Annotated in this window: 18 protein-coding genes; 16 read left to right on the top strand and 2 right to left on the bottom strand. The window is 28.8% G+C overall.

Going from position 1 to position 19,999, the window contains the following annotated elements; all coding sequences use genetic code 11:
• Positions 1-45 precede the first annotated feature (45 nt).
• Positions 46-276: a hypothetical protein gene (locus F594_RS0105360; protein WP_009344757.1), complete on the top strand. Its 231-nt coding sequence runs from the start codon at positions 46-48 to the stop codon at positions 274-276.
• Positions 277-458: 182 nt separating this feature from the next.
• On the opposite strand, the gene F594_RS0105355 is transcribed toward F594_RS0105360, so the two are convergent.
• Both F594_RS0105355 and F594_RS0105350 read right to left on the bottom strand, forming a co-directional pair.
• Positions 459-740 carry a cupin domain-containing protein gene (locus tag F594_RS0105355; RefSeq protein WP_019034816.1) on the bottom strand — a complete coding sequence of 94 codons (282 nt, stop codon included), beginning with the start codon at positions 738-740 and terminating at the stop codon, positions 459-461.
• Between the two features lie 10 nt (positions 741-750).
• Positions 751-1,521: a precorrin-2 dehydrogenase/sirohydrochlorin ferrochelatase family protein gene (locus tag F594_RS0105350; protein WP_019034815.1), complete on the bottom strand. Its 771-nt coding sequence runs from the start codon at positions 1,519-1,521 to the stop codon at positions 751-753.
• Positions 1,522-1,669: 148 nt separating this feature from the next.
• Here F594_RS0105350 and F594_RS0105345 point away from each other — a divergent pair, with 148 nt between their 5' ends.
• From F594_RS0105345 to F594_RS0105275, 15 genes are all read left to right on the top strand, one after another.
• Positions 1,670-3,661 (top strand): S-layer homology domain-containing protein, encoded by a 1,992-nt coding sequence (locus tag F594_RS0105345; protein ID WP_019034814.1) that lies wholly within the window; start codon positions 1,670-1,672, stop codon positions 3,659-3,661.
• Between the two features lie 200 nt (positions 3,662-3,861).
• Positions 3,862-4,911, top strand: a complete 1,050-nt coding sequence (locus F594_RS0105340; protein WP_019034813.1) for an S-layer homology domain-containing protein — start codon at positions 3,862-3,864, stop codon at positions 4,909-4,911.
• A 9-nt stretch (positions 4,912-4,920) separates the two neighbouring features.
• Positions 4,921-5,607 (top strand): tRNA threonylcarbamoyladenosine dehydratase, encoded by a 687-nt coding sequence (locus F594_RS0105335; protein ID WP_019034812.1) that lies wholly within the window; start codon positions 4,921-4,923, stop codon positions 5,605-5,607.
• Entirely contained in the window at positions 5,607-7,769 is a 2,163-nt protein-coding gene (locus tag F594_RS0105330) for an ATP-dependent helicase (protein ID WP_019034811.1), read from the top strand. The genes F594_RS0105335 and F594_RS0105330 overlap by 1 nt, the downstream gene beginning before the upstream one ends.
• Positions 7,769-9,763 (top strand): NAD-dependent DNA ligase LigA, encoded by a 1,995-nt coding sequence (gene ligA, locus F594_RS0105325; protein WP_019034810.1) that lies wholly within the window; start codon positions 7,769-7,771, stop codon positions 9,761-9,763. Before F594_RS0105330 ends, ligA begins: the two co-directional genes overlap by 1 nt.
• The gene (gene gatC / locus F594_RS0105320) at positions 9,756-10,037 is read left to right on the top strand and encodes an Asp-tRNA(Asn)/Glu-tRNA(Gln) amidotransferase subunit GatC (RefSeq protein ID WP_004825351.1); all 282 of its coding nucleotides are present in this window, start codon (positions 9,756-9,758) and stop codon (positions 10,035-10,037) included. The genes ligA and gatC overlap by 8 nt, the downstream gene beginning before the upstream one ends.
• Before the next feature lie 6 nt (positions 10,038-10,043).
• Positions 10,044-11,486 carry an Asp-tRNA(Asn)/Glu-tRNA(Gln) amidotransferase subunit GatA gene (gene gatA / locus F594_RS0105315; protein WP_019034809.1) on the top strand — a complete coding sequence of 481 codons (1,443 nt, stop codon included), beginning with the start codon at positions 10,044-10,046 and terminating at the stop codon, positions 11,484-11,486.
• On the top strand, positions 11,483-12,910 hold the full coding sequence (gene gatB / locus F594_RS0105310) for an Asp-tRNA(Asn)/Glu-tRNA(Gln) amidotransferase subunit GatB (RefSeq protein WP_019034808.1): 1,428 nt from the start codon (positions 11,483-11,485) through the stop codon (positions 12,908-12,910). The genes gatA and gatB overlap by 4 nt, the downstream gene beginning before the upstream one ends.
• A 101-nt stretch (positions 12,911-13,011) precedes the next feature.
• Entirely contained in the window at positions 13,012-13,614 is a 603-nt protein-coding gene (locus tag F594_RS0105305; RefSeq protein ID WP_019034807.1) for a hypothetical protein, read from the top strand.
• Positions 13,595-15,757, top strand: a complete 2,163-nt coding sequence (locus tag F594_RS0105300; protein WP_019034806.1) for a DUF3160 domain-containing protein — start codon at positions 13,595-13,597, stop codon at positions 15,755-15,757. Before F594_RS0105305 ends, F594_RS0105300 begins: the two co-directional genes overlap by 20 nt.
• Positions 15,758-15,858: 101 nt before the next feature.
• Positions 15,859-16,530: a response regulator transcription factor gene (locus F594_RS0105295; protein ID WP_004825583.1), complete on the top strand. Its 672-nt coding sequence runs from the start codon at positions 15,859-15,861 to the stop codon at positions 16,528-16,530.
• Complete coding sequence (locus F594_RS0105290) at positions 16,514-17,962, top strand: sensor histidine kinase (protein ID WP_019034805.1); 1,449 nt, start codon at positions 16,514-16,516, stop codon at positions 17,960-17,962. Before F594_RS0105295 ends, F594_RS0105290 begins: the two co-directional genes overlap by 17 nt.
• Before the next feature lie 241 nt (positions 17,963-18,203).
• On the top strand, positions 18,204-18,632 hold the full coding sequence (gene mraZ, locus F594_RS0105285) for a division/cell wall cluster transcriptional repressor MraZ (RefSeq protein WP_019034804.1): 429 nt from the start codon (positions 18,204-18,206) through the stop codon (positions 18,630-18,632).
• Positions 18,632-19,594, top strand: coding sequence for a 16S rRNA (cytosine(1402)-N(4))-methyltransferase RsmH (gene rsmH / locus F594_RS0105280; RefSeq protein ID WP_019034803.1), 963 nt, complete (start codon positions 18,632-18,634; stop codon positions 19,592-19,594). The genes mraZ and rsmH overlap by 1 nt, the downstream gene beginning before the upstream one ends.
• The gene (locus F594_RS0105275; RefSeq protein WP_009344759.1) at positions 19,572-19,991 is read left to right on the top strand and encodes a cell division protein FtsL; all 420 of its coding nucleotides are present in this window, start codon (positions 19,572-19,574) and stop codon (positions 19,989-19,991) included. The genes rsmH and F594_RS0105275 overlap by 23 nt, the downstream gene beginning before the upstream one ends.
• Positions 19,992-19,999 lie beyond the last annotated feature (8 nt).

The raw sequence follows: 19,999 nt of genomic DNA, 5'->3' as shown, positions 1-19,999 counted from the left end.
TAACTGTGGTTTTTTTATGTTAAAATTTAAAAGGTTGGTGATTTAATGAATAAAAAAGAAGAAAGGCAAATGATAATTGTCTGGGCAATAATAACAATTATTGTTGATGTATCATTTTTGTTAGGGCTTATTTATTATTATAATAGATGGAAGGCACATCAAAGTGGCTTTGTTTCCGTTGGTGTTCTTCTGATTTGCTTATTTATTTTTAATAAAAGAGTAGTAAAGGATTACATACTAAAAATGATAAAAGATAAAAAAAACAATAGAGGCTAATGGAATTAGTTACTATAGAAAACTGATTTAGAGAGTCTTTGAGAGGTAAGAGGAAAGGCTATGAGTTTAAATGCTCATAGCCTTTTATAGTATTATATTAAAAATCGGCATCAAGATCAAACCTTCATGCCGATTAAATATTAAGGAAGTAAATCCCAAATTAGGAGCCTATAATTGAGTCTTTATTTTTTTATAAGTATTACAAATATTTGGCTGTTTTCTAAAGCTAAAGCTTGGATATAATTTTCACCATCAAATTTTAAAATTTTTCCTGGTTTTAAGATGTGCTCTTCATCATCACCAAGAATTACTTTCATTTTTCCTTCTACTACTGTAAATATAACTGAATAATCGGGGTGCTTATGTTTATCAATTTTTTCACCGGCACTTAGTATTTTTTTAAAAACTTCAAATTTTTCTTCTGAGAAAACTTTTCCTTCTATATTACTTGTGCTTCCAAGCATAAAATCACCTCTAATTATTTTCTTTATCTTCGCTTAATTCTTTAAATTCTTTAAATTCTTTTATATTTTCTTCTATGGCTTCTTCTTTATTGATATCTTCTTTAGTTAGTTTTATATCGGTATTTGTCTTTATAGCATTTAAAATTTCATCTATTGATTTTTTATCATCTATTTTGAAATCTTTAATATTCTTATATAAAGTATCTAAAGTTTTATCGTCTTCCTTGTAAAGCCCTTCGATTATGTCATCAATATCTTTTGTGTTTTTTCTTATGAGTTCACTTCTAATTGAATTTAGTATATTTAGCTTGTCTAAAGAATAAGTATCTAATAATTTTTCAATTTCACTATAAACTTTATCTGTAACGACTGGATTTAGTTTTGAATTAGAAACTCCTACACTAATTGAACCATGTTCCAAAACTTTGGAAAGGACAATGGTTGAAGAGGAAAGTATATCACATCTTTGATAAATCATCTTTCTATCTATGGCACGTTTTTCCATCGCTTGATTGATTTGGAAATTTTCTGTTGCTATGATTACGTAGTCATAACCCATAAATACAAAATTTTCTGTTAATTCTTCTTCCTTGAGTTTGAAACGACCTTCTTCATAATTATCTGCAAGTTTTTTAATGTCATCATTAATTATATCAGCTATAACATATATTGTAGCTTCTGTTTTTGCTAGGGTTTTTATAGCTGAATAAGCCATATATCCTCCACCTAGTACAAGAATATTTTTATCTCTTGTATCTAAGCTAACGGGTAAATAACGCATAGAATCACTCCTTTTTTAAATTATATCAAAAATTATATAAATTAACATCTTTATTTATTTAATATTATAATACGCTTGTTATAAAAATGTAATACAAATAATTATATTAACGTGTTATAATTGTTATAAGTCATTAAAGGAGGTAATTATGACAAATATTAAATTAAAGAAGGCATTAGCTGTGGGATTAAGTGCCGTTACTTTATTAAGCACTAGCGTTTATGCTAAATCTTTTAGTGATGTTAAAAAGGTTGGTAGTTATTCCTGGGCATATGATGCCATAGATGTATTGAGTAATAATGATGTTATTTCTGGTTATCCTGATGGAACTTTTAAACCAGAAACACCGGTATCACTTCCTGAAGTTTTACAACTTCTTATTCAAGTTGTAAATCCTAGTGAAGATGAAATTAAGGAAGCTGATAAGAAATTTGGTAAGTTTGTAGATGAAAATAGCAAAGTATCATGGGCTAAGAAAGCTCTAACACTTTCTCTTTATAAAGATATTATTTCAGAAGCAGAATTTAAAGATGCTGCTAGCAAGGGATTTTTTGATAATTCTAATAAATATCCAAACAGGGCTGATATTGCGGCATTTTTCGCAAGAGGATTAAAACTTTCTTCTAAGGGCGATGAATCTTATTTGAAACACAAAGATAAGAATAAAATATCTGATAATGTGAAAGGCTATTTAGCTTCTTTAGTAAAGGAAGGAATATTTTCTTCAACTGGATCTGATGGGAATTTTGATGGAAATAGGGCTATAAAAAGAGCAGAAGCTGCTATTATTACACAAAAGGGTTTTGAATTTGTAAAGAGAAATCCTATTAGCGTAAAAACTGAGTCAATGACTGGTAAGGTAGTTCTAGCTTCTAAACTTAACAATGTCAATGTCTTGATAATCGAAAAAGATTCATCAAAATATTCTTTTGAATTAAATCAAGCTACATCTTATAAAATTCAAGGAAAAGCTGCAAAGTTTGAAGATCTACAAAGTGGTCAAACTGTAAAAGTTGAATATGAAAAAACTAATGATAATGATAAATTAGGTCTTGCTAAGGTTATTGATATAACTTCAAGTTCATCAAACATGATTGGTTATGTAAATTCTAAGGGAAATAAACAATTAACTATTAGATATAGAGATAATTCTTCAAGTATTGATTTTAGAACTACTGGCAAAATTTCTACTGCCGACACAAAGATTTTTGACTTAGCAAGTGATGTTAAAATTACTGCATATGGAAATAAGATTGATTTTGATAAGATTGCTGCTGATGATTTAGTAGAATTTAAGACTGATTCTAATAATAAGATTACAGAAATTAATGTATTTCCTAAAAATGCTGATGTTAGAGGTAAGGTTACTGAAATAAAGGCAAGTAGAACAGATGGATATATAAAATTAAAGTTAAATGATAATAAAGATTATACTTTCTATTTAACAAGTTCAAGTTCAAATAGTTTGTTGGATATAAGAAAAGATGATAGTGTTACGATAAATGTCAATTATAAAGTTGCGATTGATTTATCATCAAATGTAGGAAATATCTCAGGGACAATAAGTTATTTTGATTCAGGTTCTTATTTTAACAGAGGTTATTTAAAAATTAAAGATTCCAGCGGTAATGAAAAATCTTATGATTTAGCCTATAATTTTAAATTTGAAAATAATAGTGGCAGTGCAACTAATCCTCAAATGAGCGATTATGATTACAGAGGTTTAAGTGTAAGTTTAGTTCTTGATTCCTCTGGAAGGGTAACAAAAATTATTAGAACTGACAAAAATAATCAATTTAGTGCAAGGGCACAAGTAATTTCCTTTAATTCTGCATCAAATCCTTTTAACTATAGTCAATATGATGTAAAAGTTAAGGTAATTAATTCAGATAATAGAAATGTAATATTAGGTCAAACTTATGACATTAGAGGTATAATTGATAGAAGTTTATCATTGTATGATATTTTAGATATATCTGGCTATATAAATTCTAATGGACAACCGATAATAGAATACACTTCATTCAATACACATTATAGTGGTGAAGCTAGAACAGATGATACCTATAGAAATAGGTATGATTTTTCAAGATATTCCAATGGATATGGTTACTATGATTATTCAATTTACCATAGATAAAGTTTGATATATTTTGACTAAAATTTTTAATAATAGCTAAACATGACTTGAATTTTCAGGTCATGTTTTTTATTGTATATTTTCTATATTGAAACTATAGATAAAATAAATTATATAAAGATAAATCTAAAAAATTATATACAAAGCTTAGTATTTTTTATAATTTGACCATATGTTATAATATTTTTTGGAGTGATAGTATGAAAATAAAAAAATCTGTAGCCTTAGCTGCTATTTTAATGTTAAGTCCTTTTAATTCTTTTGCAAAAGATTTTAAAGATGTTAGTAAGGTTGGAAAAGTATCTTGGGCATATGAGTATATATATAAATTAAGCGAAGAAAATATTTTTAGTGGCTTTCCTGATGGGACATTTAAACCCAATAAGGCTGTTTCTTTTTTGGAAACCTTACAAATCTTAAAAAGTATAAATAATCCTAGCAATGAAGATATTAGAAATTATAGGGAAAAATATAAGAATATTTTAAATGAATATAAGATTGTTGATTGGGCAAGGGATTGTGTTAGTTACTGCCTAGATAAGGGAGTTATAACAGAACTATCCTTAAAATCTGCATATAATAAAGGTTTACTTAATGGGGAAAAATATCCATCAAGAAATACAGTTGCCTTGCTTTTTGCTAGAAGCCTATCTGTAAGCTCTGTTAAGAAGAAAAATAATTTAACATATAAAGACAAGGATAAGATTCCCTCAAATGTTAAAGAAGTTTTGCCAGCTTTGATTGAAACAGGAATTTTTTCTAAGGATGGGTCTGATGGTTATTTTAACGGTTCAAAATTTATAAGAAGGTCTGAAATGGCTGTAATAACTTATAAGTCTAGAGAATATTTAAAGAAAAATAATATCAAACCTTTAGAAAATAATGATAAAGCAAAGGATAACAAAGTTAAAGCAAAAGAAACAGGTAATAATATTGAAAATCAAAATGTAAATTCTGACAATAACATTAATAATAATGTATTTTCTGATGAAAGTTTAAAACAAGAGGAAGATAAATTTAAGGAAGTTATAAAGGAAAGAGTTAAATTTAAGGGTAAAGTTACAAAAATTGTTGATGGAGGAACAGTTAAGTATTTAACCCTTGACATTATAGAAATAGATAGTAATGATTTTATCCTTCCAAAATCTATAGTTGTTGACAGTGAGATTACTCATCAAATTGGTGACATACTTGAGGGAACGTGTAGGATAGAAGGACAAAATTTAATAGATATAAGTTTAAAGAATTAAGGTGTCAAAATGGGATTTTTTGACAGAAGTAGGTTAATTTTATCTGATAAAGAATTAGAGAAAATTAATAATTCATCAGTTTTGGTTTTTGGCTTAGGTGGGGTAGGATGTGCTGCTTGCGAAAGTCTTGTGAGGGCTGGAATCGGTAAGATCGGCATATGTGATAAGGATATGTATGAGGAGTCTAATCTAAATAGACAACTTTATGCTACAAAAGAAAGCCTTGGTAAAAATAAAGTTGATGTAACTTATGATAGGATAAAATCAATTAGGGATATTGAGATTGTAAAATATCCCTTTGATTTTAATAAAGAAAATGAAGATAAAATAAATTTTTCTGACTATTCCTATATTATTGATGCAATAGATACTATCGCATCAAAAATTTTGATAATAGAAAAAGCTAGAAAAGAAAATATAAAGGTAATATCAGCAATGGGTACAGGCAATAAGTATGATCCAACTAAGTTTAAAGTTTCATACATAGAAAAAACTAAAATTGATCCTATTGCAAGAATTATGAGAAGAGAACTTAAAGATAGAAATATTAAAAAAGTGCCTGTTGTTTACTCTGAGGAAATTCCTCAAAAAACTCAAAATAGGACTCCAGGTTCTATATCATTTGTTCCACCGGTGTGTGGTTTTATATTAACGTCTTATGTCATAAGGGATATAATTAATAGAGGTGAAAAGTAATGGATATTGACAGTTTAAATGACAAGCAAAAAGAAGCTTTATTATACAATGAAGGACCTCTATTGATTCTTGCTGGAGCTGGCAGCGGAAAAACAAAAGTTGTTACAAGTAAGATTGCTTATTTAATTGAAAATGAGGTTCCTTCATGGAGAATTTTAGCCATCACCTTTACAAATAAGGCAGCAAGAGAGATGCGAGAAAGAGTAGCAATGCTTATTGATGAAGATGTTTCTCCAATGTGGATTGGAACTTTTCATGCTATATGTGTAAGAATATTAAGAAAAAATATAGAAAATCTCGGTTATGGTTCAAATTATAATATTTATGACAGAGCCGATCAAAATACTATTATAAAAGAAAGCTACAAAGAATTAAACATAAATAAGGAAATATATAATTCAAGGACAATTTTATCAAAAATTTCTTCTTGGAAAAATGAAGAATTGACTCCTTCTGAAGTCTTAGATGGGAATAAAGAAGATATATTTAATTTTAATGCAGGAAAGATTTATGAGTTTTATCAAAATAAGCTCAAAGAAAATAATGCCTTGGATTTTGATGACTTGCTTATAAAAACAGTAGAACTTCTCAGAGAATTTCCAGATGTTAGAGAATTTTATCAAAACAAATTTAAATATATTTTTGTAGATGAGTATCAAGATACAAATTCAATTCAATATAAATTAATTAAGCTTTTTTGTGGGAAGGCTCCTAATCTAACAGTAGTTGGTGATAATGACCAATCTATTTACAAGTGGAGAGGGGCAGATATTTCTAATATATTAAATTTTCAAAAAGATTTTCCTGGAGCAAAAATTATTAAGTTGGAACAAAACTACAGGTCAACACAAAATATTTTAGATGTTGCAAATTCTGTAATAAAAAATAATCCACAGGAGCTAAGTAAAAGTCTTTGGACAAAAAGACAAGGTGGAGAAAAAGTTTATTATAAGGAATTTTCTGTTTCAAGTGAGGAAGAATTTGCAGTTACAAATAAAATTCTTGGCCTAAATTATAAGGGATATTCTTTTGAAGATATGGCAATTTTATATAGGACAAATGCCCAATCAAGAGGTTTTGAAGAATCCTTGTCAAGGGAAGGAATCAATTATAAAATTGTTGGTGGATTAAGGTTTTATGATAGAGCAGAAGTCAAGGATATTATGGCATATCTTAAAGTTATTAATAATCCCCTTGATGAAATTGCACTTTTAAGAATTATTAATAAACCAAAAAGAGGTATAGGCGACTCTTCTATTGAAAAAATAAGAGATTATGCTATTAACAATAACTTGTCTATGTTTGAAGTCATAAAAAATATTGAAAATTATGAAGATTTAAACGTAAGGGCAAAGAAAAATATAAAATCTTTTGCAAATCTGATAAATTTATTGATAGAAAGAAAAGATTCACTAAATGTTGGCGAGCTTGCTGAGCTTGTTGTAGATGAAAGTCAGTATGTAGAGGATTTAAAAAATCAAAACACCCTTGAAGCAAGGACTAAAATATCTAATATTGATGAACTTATTTCAAATATTATGTCCTATGATAAGGAAACAAGCCTAAGTGATTATCTTTCAAACATGAGCCTTTTAACTGATGTTGATAAAACAAGCGATGCCAAGGGAGTTAATCTTATGACAGTTCACGCTGCTAAGGGTTTGGAATTTAAAATAGTTTTTTTGGTTGGCATGGAAGAAGGACTTTTCCCTATTATTAGACAAGATGAGGATGAAGACATAGAAGAAGAGAGAAGACTTTGCTATGTTGCTATTACAAGAGCTGAAGATTTATTGTTTATATCATCTTCAAAAACTAGATATCTTTATGGGAAGATGACTCCTAAAATAAAATCCAGATTCATAAATGAAATGCAAGACACCATAGAAATCGTTGAAGAAAAAAATCAAAGGCTCATTGATGTTATAGACTACAGTGGGAAAATAGATGAAAGAATTACAACATATAAAAAAGTTCAAACACCTAATAAAAGCATAAAGAGTGTAAATGTAGGTGATAAAGTCAAACATAAAATTTTCGGTCAAGGTATGATAGTTCAGAAAAAAGAAAAAAATGGAGATATAGAAGTTGTAGTTTCATTTGAAAATAAGGGATTAAAAAAATTACTTTTATCAGTAGCTCCTATAGAGGTGATAGATTGATGCAAGCATCTGAAAAAATGCAAAAGCTCGTTAAAGAACTTAATAGATATGGATATTATTATTACACCTTAGATAAATCTCTTATTGATGATAAAGTTTATGACAGAATGTATGATGAACTTGTGAACTTGGAAAAAGAGGAGAATATAGTTTTAGCAGATTCTCCTACAACAAGGGTTGGTGGACAAATATTAAAAAGCTTTCAAAAACATAAGCACTTAAATCCCCTATACTCTATGAATAAGGCACAAAGTTTTGCTGAACTTAGGGACTGGATTGAAAAAAATAAAAATTTCATAGAAAATTATAATGAAAGTCATGAAGATAAGCTTAGTGAAATGGAGCTTATTTTGGAGCTTAAATTTGATGGTTTAACAATTAATTTAACCTATGAAGATGGATATTTAAAAATGGCAACCACCAGAGGTAATGGTTTGATAGGAGAGGTTATAACTAGCCAAGTAAAAACTATAAATTCAATACCTCTTTCCATAGATTATAAAGGACTTGTGGAAATTCAAGGAGAAGGTCTTATGCCTTTAAAATCTCTGGAAGAATATAATAAAAAAGCTAGTGAAAAGTTAAAAAATGCAAGAAATGCTGCGGCTGGTGCTTTGAGAAATTTAGATCCTAAAGAAACTAAGGCTAGAAATTTAACTGCATATTTTTATAATGTAAATTATATAGAAGGTAAAAATTTTAAAGACGATGTAGAAATGAAAGAATTTTTAAAGAGTCAGGGATTTTTAGTTTCTAAATACAATTACAAGGTAAAATCTTTCAAAGATGTTCAAGAAAAGATAAATTATATAGCTGACATCAGGAAGGATTTACCCATACAAATTGATGGAGTTACTATAAAAATTAATGATTTTAGGACAAGGGAGATTTTATCTTTCACACAAAAATTTCCCAGATGGTCTATAGCTTATAAGTTTGAGGCTGAAATTGCAGAGTCCAAGTTGCTTGAAGTTGTTTGGAATGTGGGAAGGTCATCAAAAGTAACACCATCTGCTATAATAGAACCTGTAGAGATTGATGGAGTTACAATAAAAAGAGCAACATTAAATAATTTTGATGATATAAACAGAAAAAAATTAAGGCTTAATTCTAATATTTTAATAAGAAGGTCAAATGATGTTATTCCTGAAATTTTAGGGGTTTTGCCAAGTGATGAAAAAACTTTTGCTATTAAAAGACCAGAAGTTTGTCCAGCTTGTGGTGCTCATTTATTTCAAGATGGTGTTCACATCTTTTGTCCAAATACTTTATCTTGTAGACCACAGTTGGTATCAAGACTTGTTCATTTTGCATCAAGAGATGCTATGAACATTAACGGTTTTAGTGAAAAAACTATAGAGAAATTTATGGACGAATTAGGCTTAAAAGAAATTCCAGATATTTATAATTTAAAATATGATGATATAATAAAGCTTGAGGGATTTAAAGAAAAGAAGACTAAGAATTTGTTAGAAGCTATAGAAAATTCAAAAAATCCTTTTCTTTCAAACTTTATTTATGCCATAGGTATAGCTAATGTGGGAATTAAAACTGCAAGGGATTTGGCTAAGCATTATAAAAATTTCATGGCATTTTCCAAGGCAAGTTTTGATGATTTGATAGAAGTTGGAGATATAGGTCCTATAACTGCAAAAGAAATTATTAATTTCTTTGCAGATGACCATATAAAAGACGGTCTACAAAAACTATTTTCCTATGGAATTAAGGTAGTTTATGAAGAAAATTTAAATAAAGATTTAAAATTTGAAGGTAAAACTGTTGTTATAACAGGAAGCCTATCTCGTAAGAGAAAAGAATTAGAAGAAGAACTTATTAATAACGGAGCCAAGGTTAGCTCAAGCGTTTCAAAAAATACGGACTTTTTAATTGTAGGTGAAAATCCTGGTTCTAAATATGATAAAGCTAGGGAATTATCTGTAGAAATTTTAAATGAAGAAGAATTGAATAAAATTCTTGGAGGTGGACATGACTAGAGATGAAATAAAGCATATTGCTGATATTGCACAAATTGCTTTTACTGAAGAAGAATTAAAAGGCTTTGAAAAAAATTTTAAAGAAAACATGGAATTGGTAGAAAAAATTAAGAATATTGATACCGAAGGTTTGGATGAAGTTTTTCAAGTTAATGGCACAGAAAATAATTTGAGAAATGATGAAATTAAGAAGTCAATGTCAAAGGAAGAGGCAACTGCAAATACAGCCTCAGAAAAATACGGCTATTTTAAGTTGTTAAAGTTTGTGGAGTGATTTTATATGAGAATTGTTGATTTAACAGTTAAGGATTTAGCAAACGGCTATAGAAATAGAGATTTTAGCGTTGTAGAAGTAACAAAAGAATATTTTAAAGAAATAAAAGAAAAAGATTCCAAAATCAATGCTTATATCAGCCTTAACGAAGAAGAAGCCTTAAAACAAGCAAAAGAAATAGACGAAAAATTTAAAAATAGGGATGAATTGACATCTTTGGCTGGGATTCCAATTTCAATTAAAGATAATATTGCAGTTAAGGGTTTAAGGATGACTTGTGCATCAAAAATGCTTGAAAATTATGTTAGCCCTTATGATGCAGAAGTTGTAAAAAAAATAAAGGAAAATAACGGAATTATTTTAGGAAAGGTAAATCTTGATGAGTTTGCTATGGGAGCCAGCACAAAAACTTCTTATTTTGGAGTTACAAAAAATCCTTTGGATACTTCTTTAGTATCAGGAGGTTCTTCAGGTGGATCTGCTGCTTCTGTTGCTGGAAAAATGGCAGCTATTTCTCTTGGTACTGATACAGGGGGAAGTGTTAGAGAACCTTCATCTTTTTGTGGATTAGTCGGAATGAAACCAACTTATGGTACAATTTCAAGATATGGAGTTTCTTCAATGGCAAATACCTTTGACCAAGTTGGTGTTATTGGTAAAAATGTCAGCGATACTGCTATGCTTTTACAAATGTTAGAAGGAAGAGATGAAAAAGATGCGACATCTGTTGGAAATCCATCTCTTAAAGAAGAATTTTCTTACGAAAATGTAATTGATAATTTAAAGGGATTAAAGGTTGCTATACCATCTATATACATGGATATGGATTTAGATAAAGATGTAAAGGCTGAATTTGACAAAGCCATTGATATTTTACTTAAAAATGGTGCAATAGTTGAAGAATATCCTATTGAATCTTTAAAATATGTGATAGAAACATATCATATTTTAGTTAATGGAGAAATCGCATCAAATATGGCAAGGTTTGATTCAGTAATCTATGGTCATAGGGCTGATGATTTTTCAAATATTGAAGAAATGTATAGGAAATCAAGAGCAGAGGGATTCGGAGAGGAAGTTAAAAGGAGAATTATGATCGGAACTCATATTTTATCTTTGGATTTAGCTGACGAATTTTATTATAAGGCTCTAAGAGTTCGTGGACTTATAAAAAGAGATATGGAAAAAATGTTTAAAGATTATGATATTATGATCTGTCCAACATATCCCATCCATCCTTTTAAAATTGACAACAATATGTCACCTGTTGAGATTTATCAAGGAGATTTATTTACAATTCCTGCAAATATGGTAGGTTCTCCTTCAATTTCTATACCTATGCCAAAAAATGAAAAGGGGCTTTCAGTAGGTATAGAATTTACAGCAAAAAGATTTAAAGATAGAGAATTATTGAATGCAGCTTTTGGATTTGAAAGGAGTTTATTATGAGTTATGAAACAATAGTAGGTTTAGAAATACACGTTGAATTATCTACTAAAACTAAGGCATTTTGTAGCTGTGAAAATTCCTTTGGCGGGGAACCCAACACAAGAGTATGCCCCGTATGTTTAGCACTTCCTGGAGCAATGCCTGTTTTAAATAGAAATGTTTTAAATTATGCTGTAATGGCGGCAAATGCTTTGAATTGTAAGATTAATAATAAATCTAAATTTGATAGAAAAAATTATTTTTATCCGGATCTAACAAAGGGATTTCAAATTACACAAAATGACAAACCCATATGTGAAAATGGATACCTTGAAATTGAAGTTGGGGATCAAAAGAAAAAAATAGGAATCTTTAGAATACAAATGGAAGAAGATACTGGTAAGAGTTTGCACACAGAAGAGGGAGAAACTTTAATGGACTATAACAGGTGTGGAGTTCCTCTTATTGAAATTGTAACAAAGCCAGATATGTCTTCAGGACAAGAAGCTAGAGCATTTCTAGAAAAATTAAAAAATACTCTAACATTTTTAGGAATTTCTGATTGCAAGATGGAAGAAGGTTCCTTGAGATGTGATGTTAATGTCAATATAAAGGATAAAGAAAGCGGTAAAAAAACTGCTGTTACAGAAGTAAAAAACATCAACTCTTTTAGAGGTGTTGAAAAGGCAATAGATTTTGAAGTTCAAAGACACAAAAAAATTCTTGAAGAAAATATTGACGAGATCAGAACAACAAGGCGTTGGGATGATGCAAAAAATGAAACAATATTGATGAGGGTAAAATATACAGTTTCTGATTATAGGTTTGCTCCCGAAGGAGATTTGCCACCAGTTGTTATAAGTGATGATGATATAAAAGAAATTTTATCCCGTATGCCGGAACTTCCTGATGCTAAAAAGGAAAGATTTAAAAAAGAATATAATCTCAATGAATATGATTCAAATATCTTAACATCATCAAAAGAATTATCTGAATTTTTTGAAAAAATCGCCAAGGAATTTTATGATTATAATATGCTTTCGAACTGGACTTTGACTGAAATTTTAAGAAGAATTGATATTGAAAATAACGAAAAATTTGAATTGCCTTTTGAAGACAAGGAATTTATTGAACTGTTGAAGGCTATAAAATCAAATAAAATTAATAATAATGCAGGTAAAAAAGTTTTAAGAGAGATGTTTGAAACTGGTAAGAAGTGCAACGAAATTATTGAAGATTTAGGTTTGGTTCAAATTTCTGATTCAAGTGAAATTGAAAAAATTGTTGATAAGGTCTTATCCTCAAACCCTCAATCCATAGAAGATTTTAAGAATGGAAAGAATAGAGCTTTAGGATTTTTGGTAGGTCAAGTCATGAAAGAATCACATGGAAAAGCCAATCCTCAGATTGTAAATAAACTTTTAAACGAAAAATTAAATAAATAAATTTTTAAGCTGCTTAAGGCAGCTTTTTTCTTGTGAAAAATCAGAAAGATTAAAAAATATTTGTGTTTGTAAGAAATATCTAAAAATGATATGATGGAGTTATGAAAAGGTTATTTTTTATTTTTTTAATTTTAATAATTTTTTTCTTCAATGCAAAGGAAGTTCCAAAATATAAGGACAAGGGTTTTATTAGAAATAATAATATGGAAGATGAAGTTATATGTCTTGGACCAAGATTTTCTAATTATGCCAATACAATATCAGTTCCAGCGGCTGGCTTCAAGATAAAATTAAAGGGCAAAAATAAATTTAATATTTTTAAAGTTGATATTTGTCAAATGGATAAGGAAAAGACCCAAGAGATTATTTTTGGTGTCTACAAGAAATCTCCTCATCACAGAGTTATGGCAAAGAGGATATTTATTTATAATTTTACAGATAAATTCGTCCCTAAATATCGCTCATCAAGGCTCAGTAAACCCTTATTAGATTACATGGTAAAAAAAGAAAATATTTCAAAAATTTATGCTATCTTAAAGACTAGAAATAGTAAAAATGTAGAAGTTTACATATATGATAAATTTTCTTTTAAAAGAATTTATACTTATAATTTGGAAAAATATGAAGATATAAAGTTTAAAAATGGGAATATCCTTGTTAAGGATAAAGGAAGGTGGAAAATATATGAAAAAGTTATTAGTTAGTTTTCTTTTTATTGTTTTGATTTTTAGTGGATGTTCTAAAAATAATAAGCAAATGCAAAAAAATTCAGCTGCAGGTGAAAGTCAAATAGCAGAAGAAAACATGGAAGAATCACCCTTGAAAAATACAATCAAGGATGTGGACGAAATTCATAGAGATGTTAAGGTAAACTATACGAATATTGATGTAAAAGAAGATTTATCTAACATTACAAATTTGCAAGCCTATTATGATGAAATTACAATTCCAGATAAGGTTAAAGAACATATTATAAAAGATGGATTTTATGTTGATAATTCCTATGGCAGTGAAGAGCCTTTTCAAACTTACGAATATAACGAATATTTAAGTATGTCAAATTTTGTAACTACTGATTCTATGGTTCATCTTTATCATGTTTTTTATGACAACACTTTGAGAAAAATTGAAGAGGATAAGTTTTTACCAATGTTGAAAAACTTTAATTCAAAAATGCTTGAGTATGCAATAAAAGATTATACGGAAGCTAAAGATGATACAGTCAAAGAAGCAGCTAAGAAAAATCTTATACTTTTTGAAACGGGCGAATTTATAATAGGTGATAATTTAATAAAGTCAGATAATAATTTAAGGGTAGACGAAGAAATTTTTAATTTAGCATCTGATGAATACAAAAATATTAGAAGTGAAAAATCTTTAGTTTCAAATATCAGTAGAGAAGATTTTGATTATTCTCAATTTAAAGTTCGTGGTCATTACACTAAGAGTGAAAATTTAAAAAAATATTTTCAACTTAATATGTTATATTCACAAAATAAATTCTATATTAAAGATGAAAATCAGCTAAATTATGGAAATATAATTGGTTCTTTGCTTGCTACTAAAAATATTTTAAAAGATGAAGAATTATCAAAAATTTATCTTGATGTTGTAGGTACCTTGGATTTTTTAGTTGAAGAATCTGAAAAAGCATCTCCAGTTAAAATGGCAATATATTATAAGAAATATTTTGATAAGACCAGTGATATTAACAAATTAAATGATAAGAAAGTTTTAGAAAAAATTGGTGAAGATTTAGATAAGGATAAGTTAGAGATAGCAGGATTTAAGGGGAATTATTTTGCTATAATTCCGCAAAAAGCACCAATTGATAACAAATGGGCACAAAAACTTGTAGATGTTGGTGGTAATGGGCCCTCACAAAAACCAATTTATAAGGGTATTGAAATCATGGCTCTTATTGGAAACCAAACAGCTCAAAAACTTGTAGAAGAGGATGAAGATATTAAAAAATGGGATAAATATCCTAAGATTTTCCAAAATTTAAGAGACGAAGTAGAAAACTTGCCGGAAAATTTTTATAATAAAAATTTGTATAGGGGTTATTTCTCCTTAATGAAGGAATTTTCTAACACATATGGCAATAAAAGTCCAAAATTTATGCAAAATGAAAATTGGAATAAGAAAAATTTAAGTTCAGCCTTGGGACTTTGGGCAGCTTTAAAGCATGATACCATTCTTTATTCAGAAGTTGTTTCTGCTGAAATGGGTGGAGGTTATGATGTTGAAATCTGTAATTTTGTTGAGCCAAATATCAAGCTTTACGAAAGACTTGATTATCTTTTAAACTTCACTAAAGAAAATTTAACTGATAGAAACTTACTTGATGAGGAACAATTAAAGGCATTTGACAATTTTATAGATTTGAATAAATTTCTAATTGAGTGTTCAGTTAGTGAACTTGAAAATTCTACTTTATCCAAGGAAGCTAACGATAGATTGACTTCTATTGGAGGAGAAATGGAAAATATATTTATATCTTTTGTAGATCCAAATGCTAAAGCTTTCTGGGAACTTGAAGATTCTTCCCAAAGGGATATGGCTGTTGTTGCCGATATTATGCAGGTACCAGCAAACACTTGGGGATTAAAAGAAGGAGATTTTCAAGAAGTTGGTCTTGGATATTCAAATGATATGTATGTAGTTTATGCCTTGAATGGAAAGCTCTACATGGGCAGGGGACCAGTTCTAACTTATTACGAATTTCAATCTGAAAACAGATTAAATGATGATGAATTTAGGGAAAAATTAAGAAATAATGAGTTAGAACAAGAAGCTTTTACAAATAGTTATTCCTTTAATGTCTACAACGATTTAGGATATTGATAGTCTATCTATTAGAAGATACTTTTTGATTTCCTTTATCTTTTTACTATTATTTCATATAATAAACACAATATTATTATTTAATTAAAAAAGGTGATTATATGTTTAGAATATTAGTTGTTGATGATGAAAAGAAAATTAGAGAAGTGATAAAAACCTATGCTGAATTTGAGGGACATGAAGTTGTTGAGGCTGTGGACGGAATTGATGCTATTGAAAAAGTCAAAGAAAATGATTTTGATGTAATAGTTATGGATATTATGATGCCAAGACTTGATGGATTTTCCTCTTATAAAGAAATAAAGAAAATAAAAGATATTCCTGTTCTTATGTTATCTGCTAGAGGGGAAGAATATGATAAGTTATTTGGTTTTGAAATAGGAATTGATGATTATGTAACTAAGCCATTTTCGCCAAAAGAACTTATGGCAAGATTAAATGTCATAGTAAATAGAAATAACAAAACTACCAACAACGATAATTTGATTTTTCAAGGTCTAAAAATTGATTTAGGTGGTAGGGTTGTTTTTGTAGACGGTGAAAAAATAGATTTGACACCTAAGGAATATGACCTTTTGGTTTTTCTTGTTAAAAATGAAAATATAGCCCTTTCAAGAGAAACTTTATTAAATAAAGTTTGGGGTTATGATTTTTTTGGTGATGATAGAACTGTTGATACTCATATAAAAATGCTTAGAAATTCAATAAAGGATTACAGAAAATTTATTGTAACAGTAAGAGGAGTAGGATATAAGTTTGATACAAGAGAATGAAAATATTAAAGAAATAAAAAAAATAAAAATTGATAAAAATAGTATTCTCTTTAAACTATGGACTTATTTTTCCTTATTTTCAATAATTATTCTTATAACTTTATGGCTTTTACAAACTGTGCTTTTTTCTTATGTATATGAAACTCTAAAAATACATGAAGTTACAAAAGTTGGAAATACTTTAAGAAATGAATATAACAGTGATAATTTTCAAGACACTTTAATAAATTTTACAAATTCCAAAGGTTTGACAATATCTGTACTTGATGAAGATGGTGCAATTATATATCCTGTAACTTGGTTTCAATTGATAGAAAGTTCAAAATCCTATATGTCAAGGAACACTTTTGATAGATTTTTTGGTACTTTAGAAAGAGAAAATTTGAAGTATAAAGTTACTACCATGAGATTTGAAAAGGACTCAGAACCAAGAATTATTTATTCAGGATATTTGGGAGAAAATGGTGGAAAAAAGTATTATGTAATTATTGATACCGTTCTAAAACCTGTGGATGTAACAGTTGATGTTACAAAGAGGATACTACTTATGGTAACAATTTTATCCTTATTTTCCGGTATGTTTTTAGCTTATTTTCTATCAAGAAGACTTTCTCAACCCTTGGTAAGAATGTCAAATACAGCTAAGGCTCTTGCTGATGGAGATTACAATGTTTATTTCAAAAAAGGTGAATACACAGAAATTGATAATCTTTCAAAAACATTAAATTATGCAAAAGATGAGCTGACAAAAACTATAGAGGTTAGAAAAGATTTAATAGCTAATGTAAGCCATGATTTAAAAACTCCATTGACTGTAATAAAATCATATGGTGAAATGATAAGAGATATTTCAGGAAATAATGAAAAAATGAGAAACGAACATTTAAATACAATTATTTCTGAAGCTGACAATTTAACAAACCTTGTTAATGACTTATTAGACCTTTCAAAAGTTGAGTCAGAGCTTGAAGATATAAAAAAGCAAGATTTTGACTTAGCTGAAGTTGTGGAAAAAGTTGCAGAAAGATTTAAATATTTTAAGGGCTTTCCTATCAATTTCCAAATATATACTCATGGAAATACAAAAATAGTAGCAGATAAGAAAAAGATTGAGCAAGTTATTTATAATTTTATAAATAACGCCATAAATTACTCTAAAGATGATAAGGAAATAATTTTAAAAATTATTGAATCTGATAAGGGAGTAGAATTCCACTGTATTGACCATGGTATAGGAATAAGTGAAAAAGATATAAAAGATATTTGGGATAGATTTTATAGGGTTTCAAATAATCACACAAGACCAAGTGTTGGTACAGGTCTAGGTCTTTATATTGTTAAGACAATTTTGAATATGCACAAATTTCCTTATGGAGTTAATTCTAAATTAGGTCAGGGAAGCGATTTTTATTTTGTAGGTAATAGAAACTAAAAATATAATAAATAACTTAATATAAATTTATTTACCAAACTCATTTTATGAGTTTGGTTTTTTTATAAAAATTTTTAAGGTTTATAGATAAAAATTTTTCTGAGATTGGTAGGTTTAAGTTGGGGACTATAGTCCTAATTTTAAAAAACATATAAATTTAATGGCAAGTGGTAATTATTTGTAGTAAAATAAAGGCAAGTGGAGAAGAATGGTTCAAAATGGAATAAAGTGGTGAAAAATTATGTTGATTGGTGAATATTATCACAGCCTAGATCCCAAGGGACGAGTTACAATTCCATCAAAATTTAGAGAGGACTTAAATGAATTTGTTATGACTAAGGGTCTTGATGAATGTTTATTTCTTTATCCCAATAGTGAATGGGAAAAAATAGAAAATAAACTAAAAGAACTTCCTATGACAAATAAGGCTGTTCGTTCTTTTGTGAGAACATTTTTCTCTGGTGCCTGCGATTGCGCAATTGACAAGCAAGGCAGGGTTTTGATACCACAAAATTTAAGAGATTATGCAAATATAAAAGATTCATCTGTGATTGTAGGGCTTTCAAATAGGGCTGAAATTTGGTCACAAGAAAATTGGGAAAAATATAATTCTGAAGAAGGTCTAACTTATGAAGAATTAGCTGAAAAGATGTCAGAGCTGGGGATATAATGGAATTTAAACATGTAAGTGTTCTCTATAATGAGGTTTTAGAAAATTTAAATATAAGAGAAAATAAAATTTACATGGATGCAACTATCGGAGGAGCAGGTCACAGCAAAGGCATTGCAAAAATTTTAAATAACAGTGGTTTGTTAATCGGTATAGACCAAGATAAGGATGCTATAAAAAAATCACATGAAGTTCTTAGTGAATATGAAAATGTAAAACTTTTCAACACAAATTATAAGAATTTTGAAGAAATTTTAGATTGTTTACATATAAAAAAAGTTGATGGTATTCTTTTGGACCTTGGAGTTTCATCCTACCAATTTGATAAAGGAGAAAGGGGATTTTCATATAGGTTTGATAGTGAACTTGATATGAGAATGGATAAAACTTTACCCCTAACGGCAAAAACTATAGTTAATGAGTATTCTAAAGATGAACTTTATAGGATTATTAAGGAATATGGAGAAGAGAATTGGGCTAAAAGAATTGCTGAATTTATTGTTCAGGAAAGAAAAATTAAGAAAATTAACACTACATTTGATTTAGTTGAAGTTATAAAAAAGGCAGTACCTAAAGGAGCTAGAAGAGATGGTCCACATCCAGCAAAAAGGACCTTTCAAGCTCTAAGAATTGAGGTAAATGACGAACTTAATGTTTTAAAAAAATCTATATATAAGTTTGTCGAAAGATTGAATCCAGGTGGCAGACTTGCTATTATTTCCTTTCATTCTCTTGAAGATAGAATTGTAAAAAATGCCTTTAGATACCTTTATAGTGATTGTGTCTGCCCACCTGAGCAAATCATATGTACTTGTGATAAAAAAAGAGAGATAGAAATAATTACAAGAAAGCCTATAGTGCCGACTAAAGAGGAAATTAAAAATAACAACAGAAGTCATAGTGCAAAGCTTAGAGTAGCTGAGAAGTTAGAGGTAAGTCATGACAAAGAAAATAATTGCTAATACAAAAAAATTAAAAAGAAATTATAATATAAAAATGAGTCATGGTATTTTTAGAAATAAACCGCTTTTGTTTACTATGATTATTGTAGCTATGGTGATTACTGCAAGTACTTTTATGTATTCGCAAATAGCTGGGCTTGACAGGCAAATTTTGAGTACTAAACATGAGATAAATGAACTTAAGAAAACAAAAATGACTCTTTCAGGAGATTTAAAGGGCATTAAATCACAAATTGAGGTAGCCGATATTGCTATGTATAAGTTAGGTATGGTATATCCTGACGATTGGCAAATAGTTTATATTGATACAAAAACAAAAAAACCACAAGGAGATGTTAATTATAACGTGTTCCTAAGTCCCATAGTGTCTGTTCTTAGATCTTTCCAAAATGAGTAGGGGGATAA

The sequence above is a fragment of the Peptoniphilus lacrimalis DSM 7455 genome (assembly GCF_000378725.1).
GTDB lineage: Bacteria > Bacillota > Clostridia > Tissierellales > Peptoniphilaceae > Peptoniphilus_A > Peptoniphilus_A lacrimalis.
Note: the sequence above shows the minus strand (reverse complement) of the source record. Positions and strands in the feature narration are given on the sequence as shown.

Bases quoted from the DNA above. Each gene is read 5' to 3' on its own strand.
- gatB (WP_019034808.1), top strand. From the start codon at position 11,483: ATGAGTTATGAAACAATAGTAGGTTTAGAAATACACGTTGAATTATCT.
- F594_RS0105350 (WP_019034815.1), bottom strand. From the start codon at position 1,521: ATGCGTTATTTACCCGTTAGCTTAGATACAAGAGATAAAAATATTCTT.
- F594_RS0105335 (WP_019034812.1), top strand. From the start codon at position 4,921: ATGGGATTTTTTGACAGAAGTAGGTTAATTTTATCTGATAAAGAATTA.
- F594_RS0105330 (WP_019034811.1), top strand. From the start codon at position 5,607: ATGGATATTGACAGTTTAAATGACAAGCAAAAAGAAGCTTTATTATAC.
- F594_RS0105360 (WP_009344757.1), top strand. From the start codon at position 46: ATGAATAAAAAAGAAGAAAGGCAAATGATAATTGTCTGGGCAATAATA.
- F594_RS0105345 (WP_019034814.1), top strand. From the start codon at position 1,670: ATGACAAATATTAAATTAAAGAAGGCATTAGCTGTGGGATTAAGTGCC.
- mraZ (WP_019034804.1), top strand. From the start codon at position 18,204: ATGTTGATTGGTGAATATTATCACAGCCTAGATCCCAAGGGACGAGTT.
- F594_RS0105355 (WP_019034816.1), bottom strand. From the start codon at position 740: ATGCTTGGAAGCACAAGTAATATAGAAGGAAAAGTTTTCTCAGAAGAA.
- F594_RS0105275 (WP_009344759.1), top strand. From the start codon at position 19,572: ATGACAAAGAAAATAATTGCTAATACAAAAAAATTAAAAAGAAATTAT.
- ligA (WP_019034810.1), top strand. From the start codon at position 7,769: ATGCAAGCATCTGAAAAAATGCAAAAGCTCGTTAAAGAACTTAATAGA.
- F594_RS0105300 (WP_019034806.1), top strand. From the start codon at position 13,595: ATGAAAAAGTTATTAGTTAGTTTTCTTTTTATTGTTTTGATTTTTAGT.
- gatA (WP_019034809.1), top strand. From the start codon at position 10,044: ATGAGAATTGTTGATTTAACAGTTAAGGATTTAGCAAACGGCTATAGA.
- rsmH (WP_019034803.1), top strand. From the start codon at position 18,632: ATGGAATTTAAACATGTAAGTGTTCTCTATAATGAGGTTTTAGAAAAT.
- F594_RS0105295 (WP_004825583.1), top strand. From the start codon at position 15,859: ATGTTTAGAATATTAGTTGTTGATGATGAAAAGAAAATTAGAGAAGTG.
- F594_RS0105340 (WP_019034813.1), top strand. From the start codon at position 3,862: ATGAAAATAAAAAAATCTGTAGCCTTAGCTGCTATTTTAATGTTAAGT.
- gatC (WP_004825351.1), top strand. From the start codon at position 9,756: ATGACTAGAGATGAAATAAAGCATATTGCTGATATTGCACAAATTGCT.
- F594_RS0105305 (WP_019034807.1), top strand. From the start codon at position 13,012: ATGAAAAGGTTATTTTTTATTTTTTTAATTTTAATAATTTTTTTCTTC.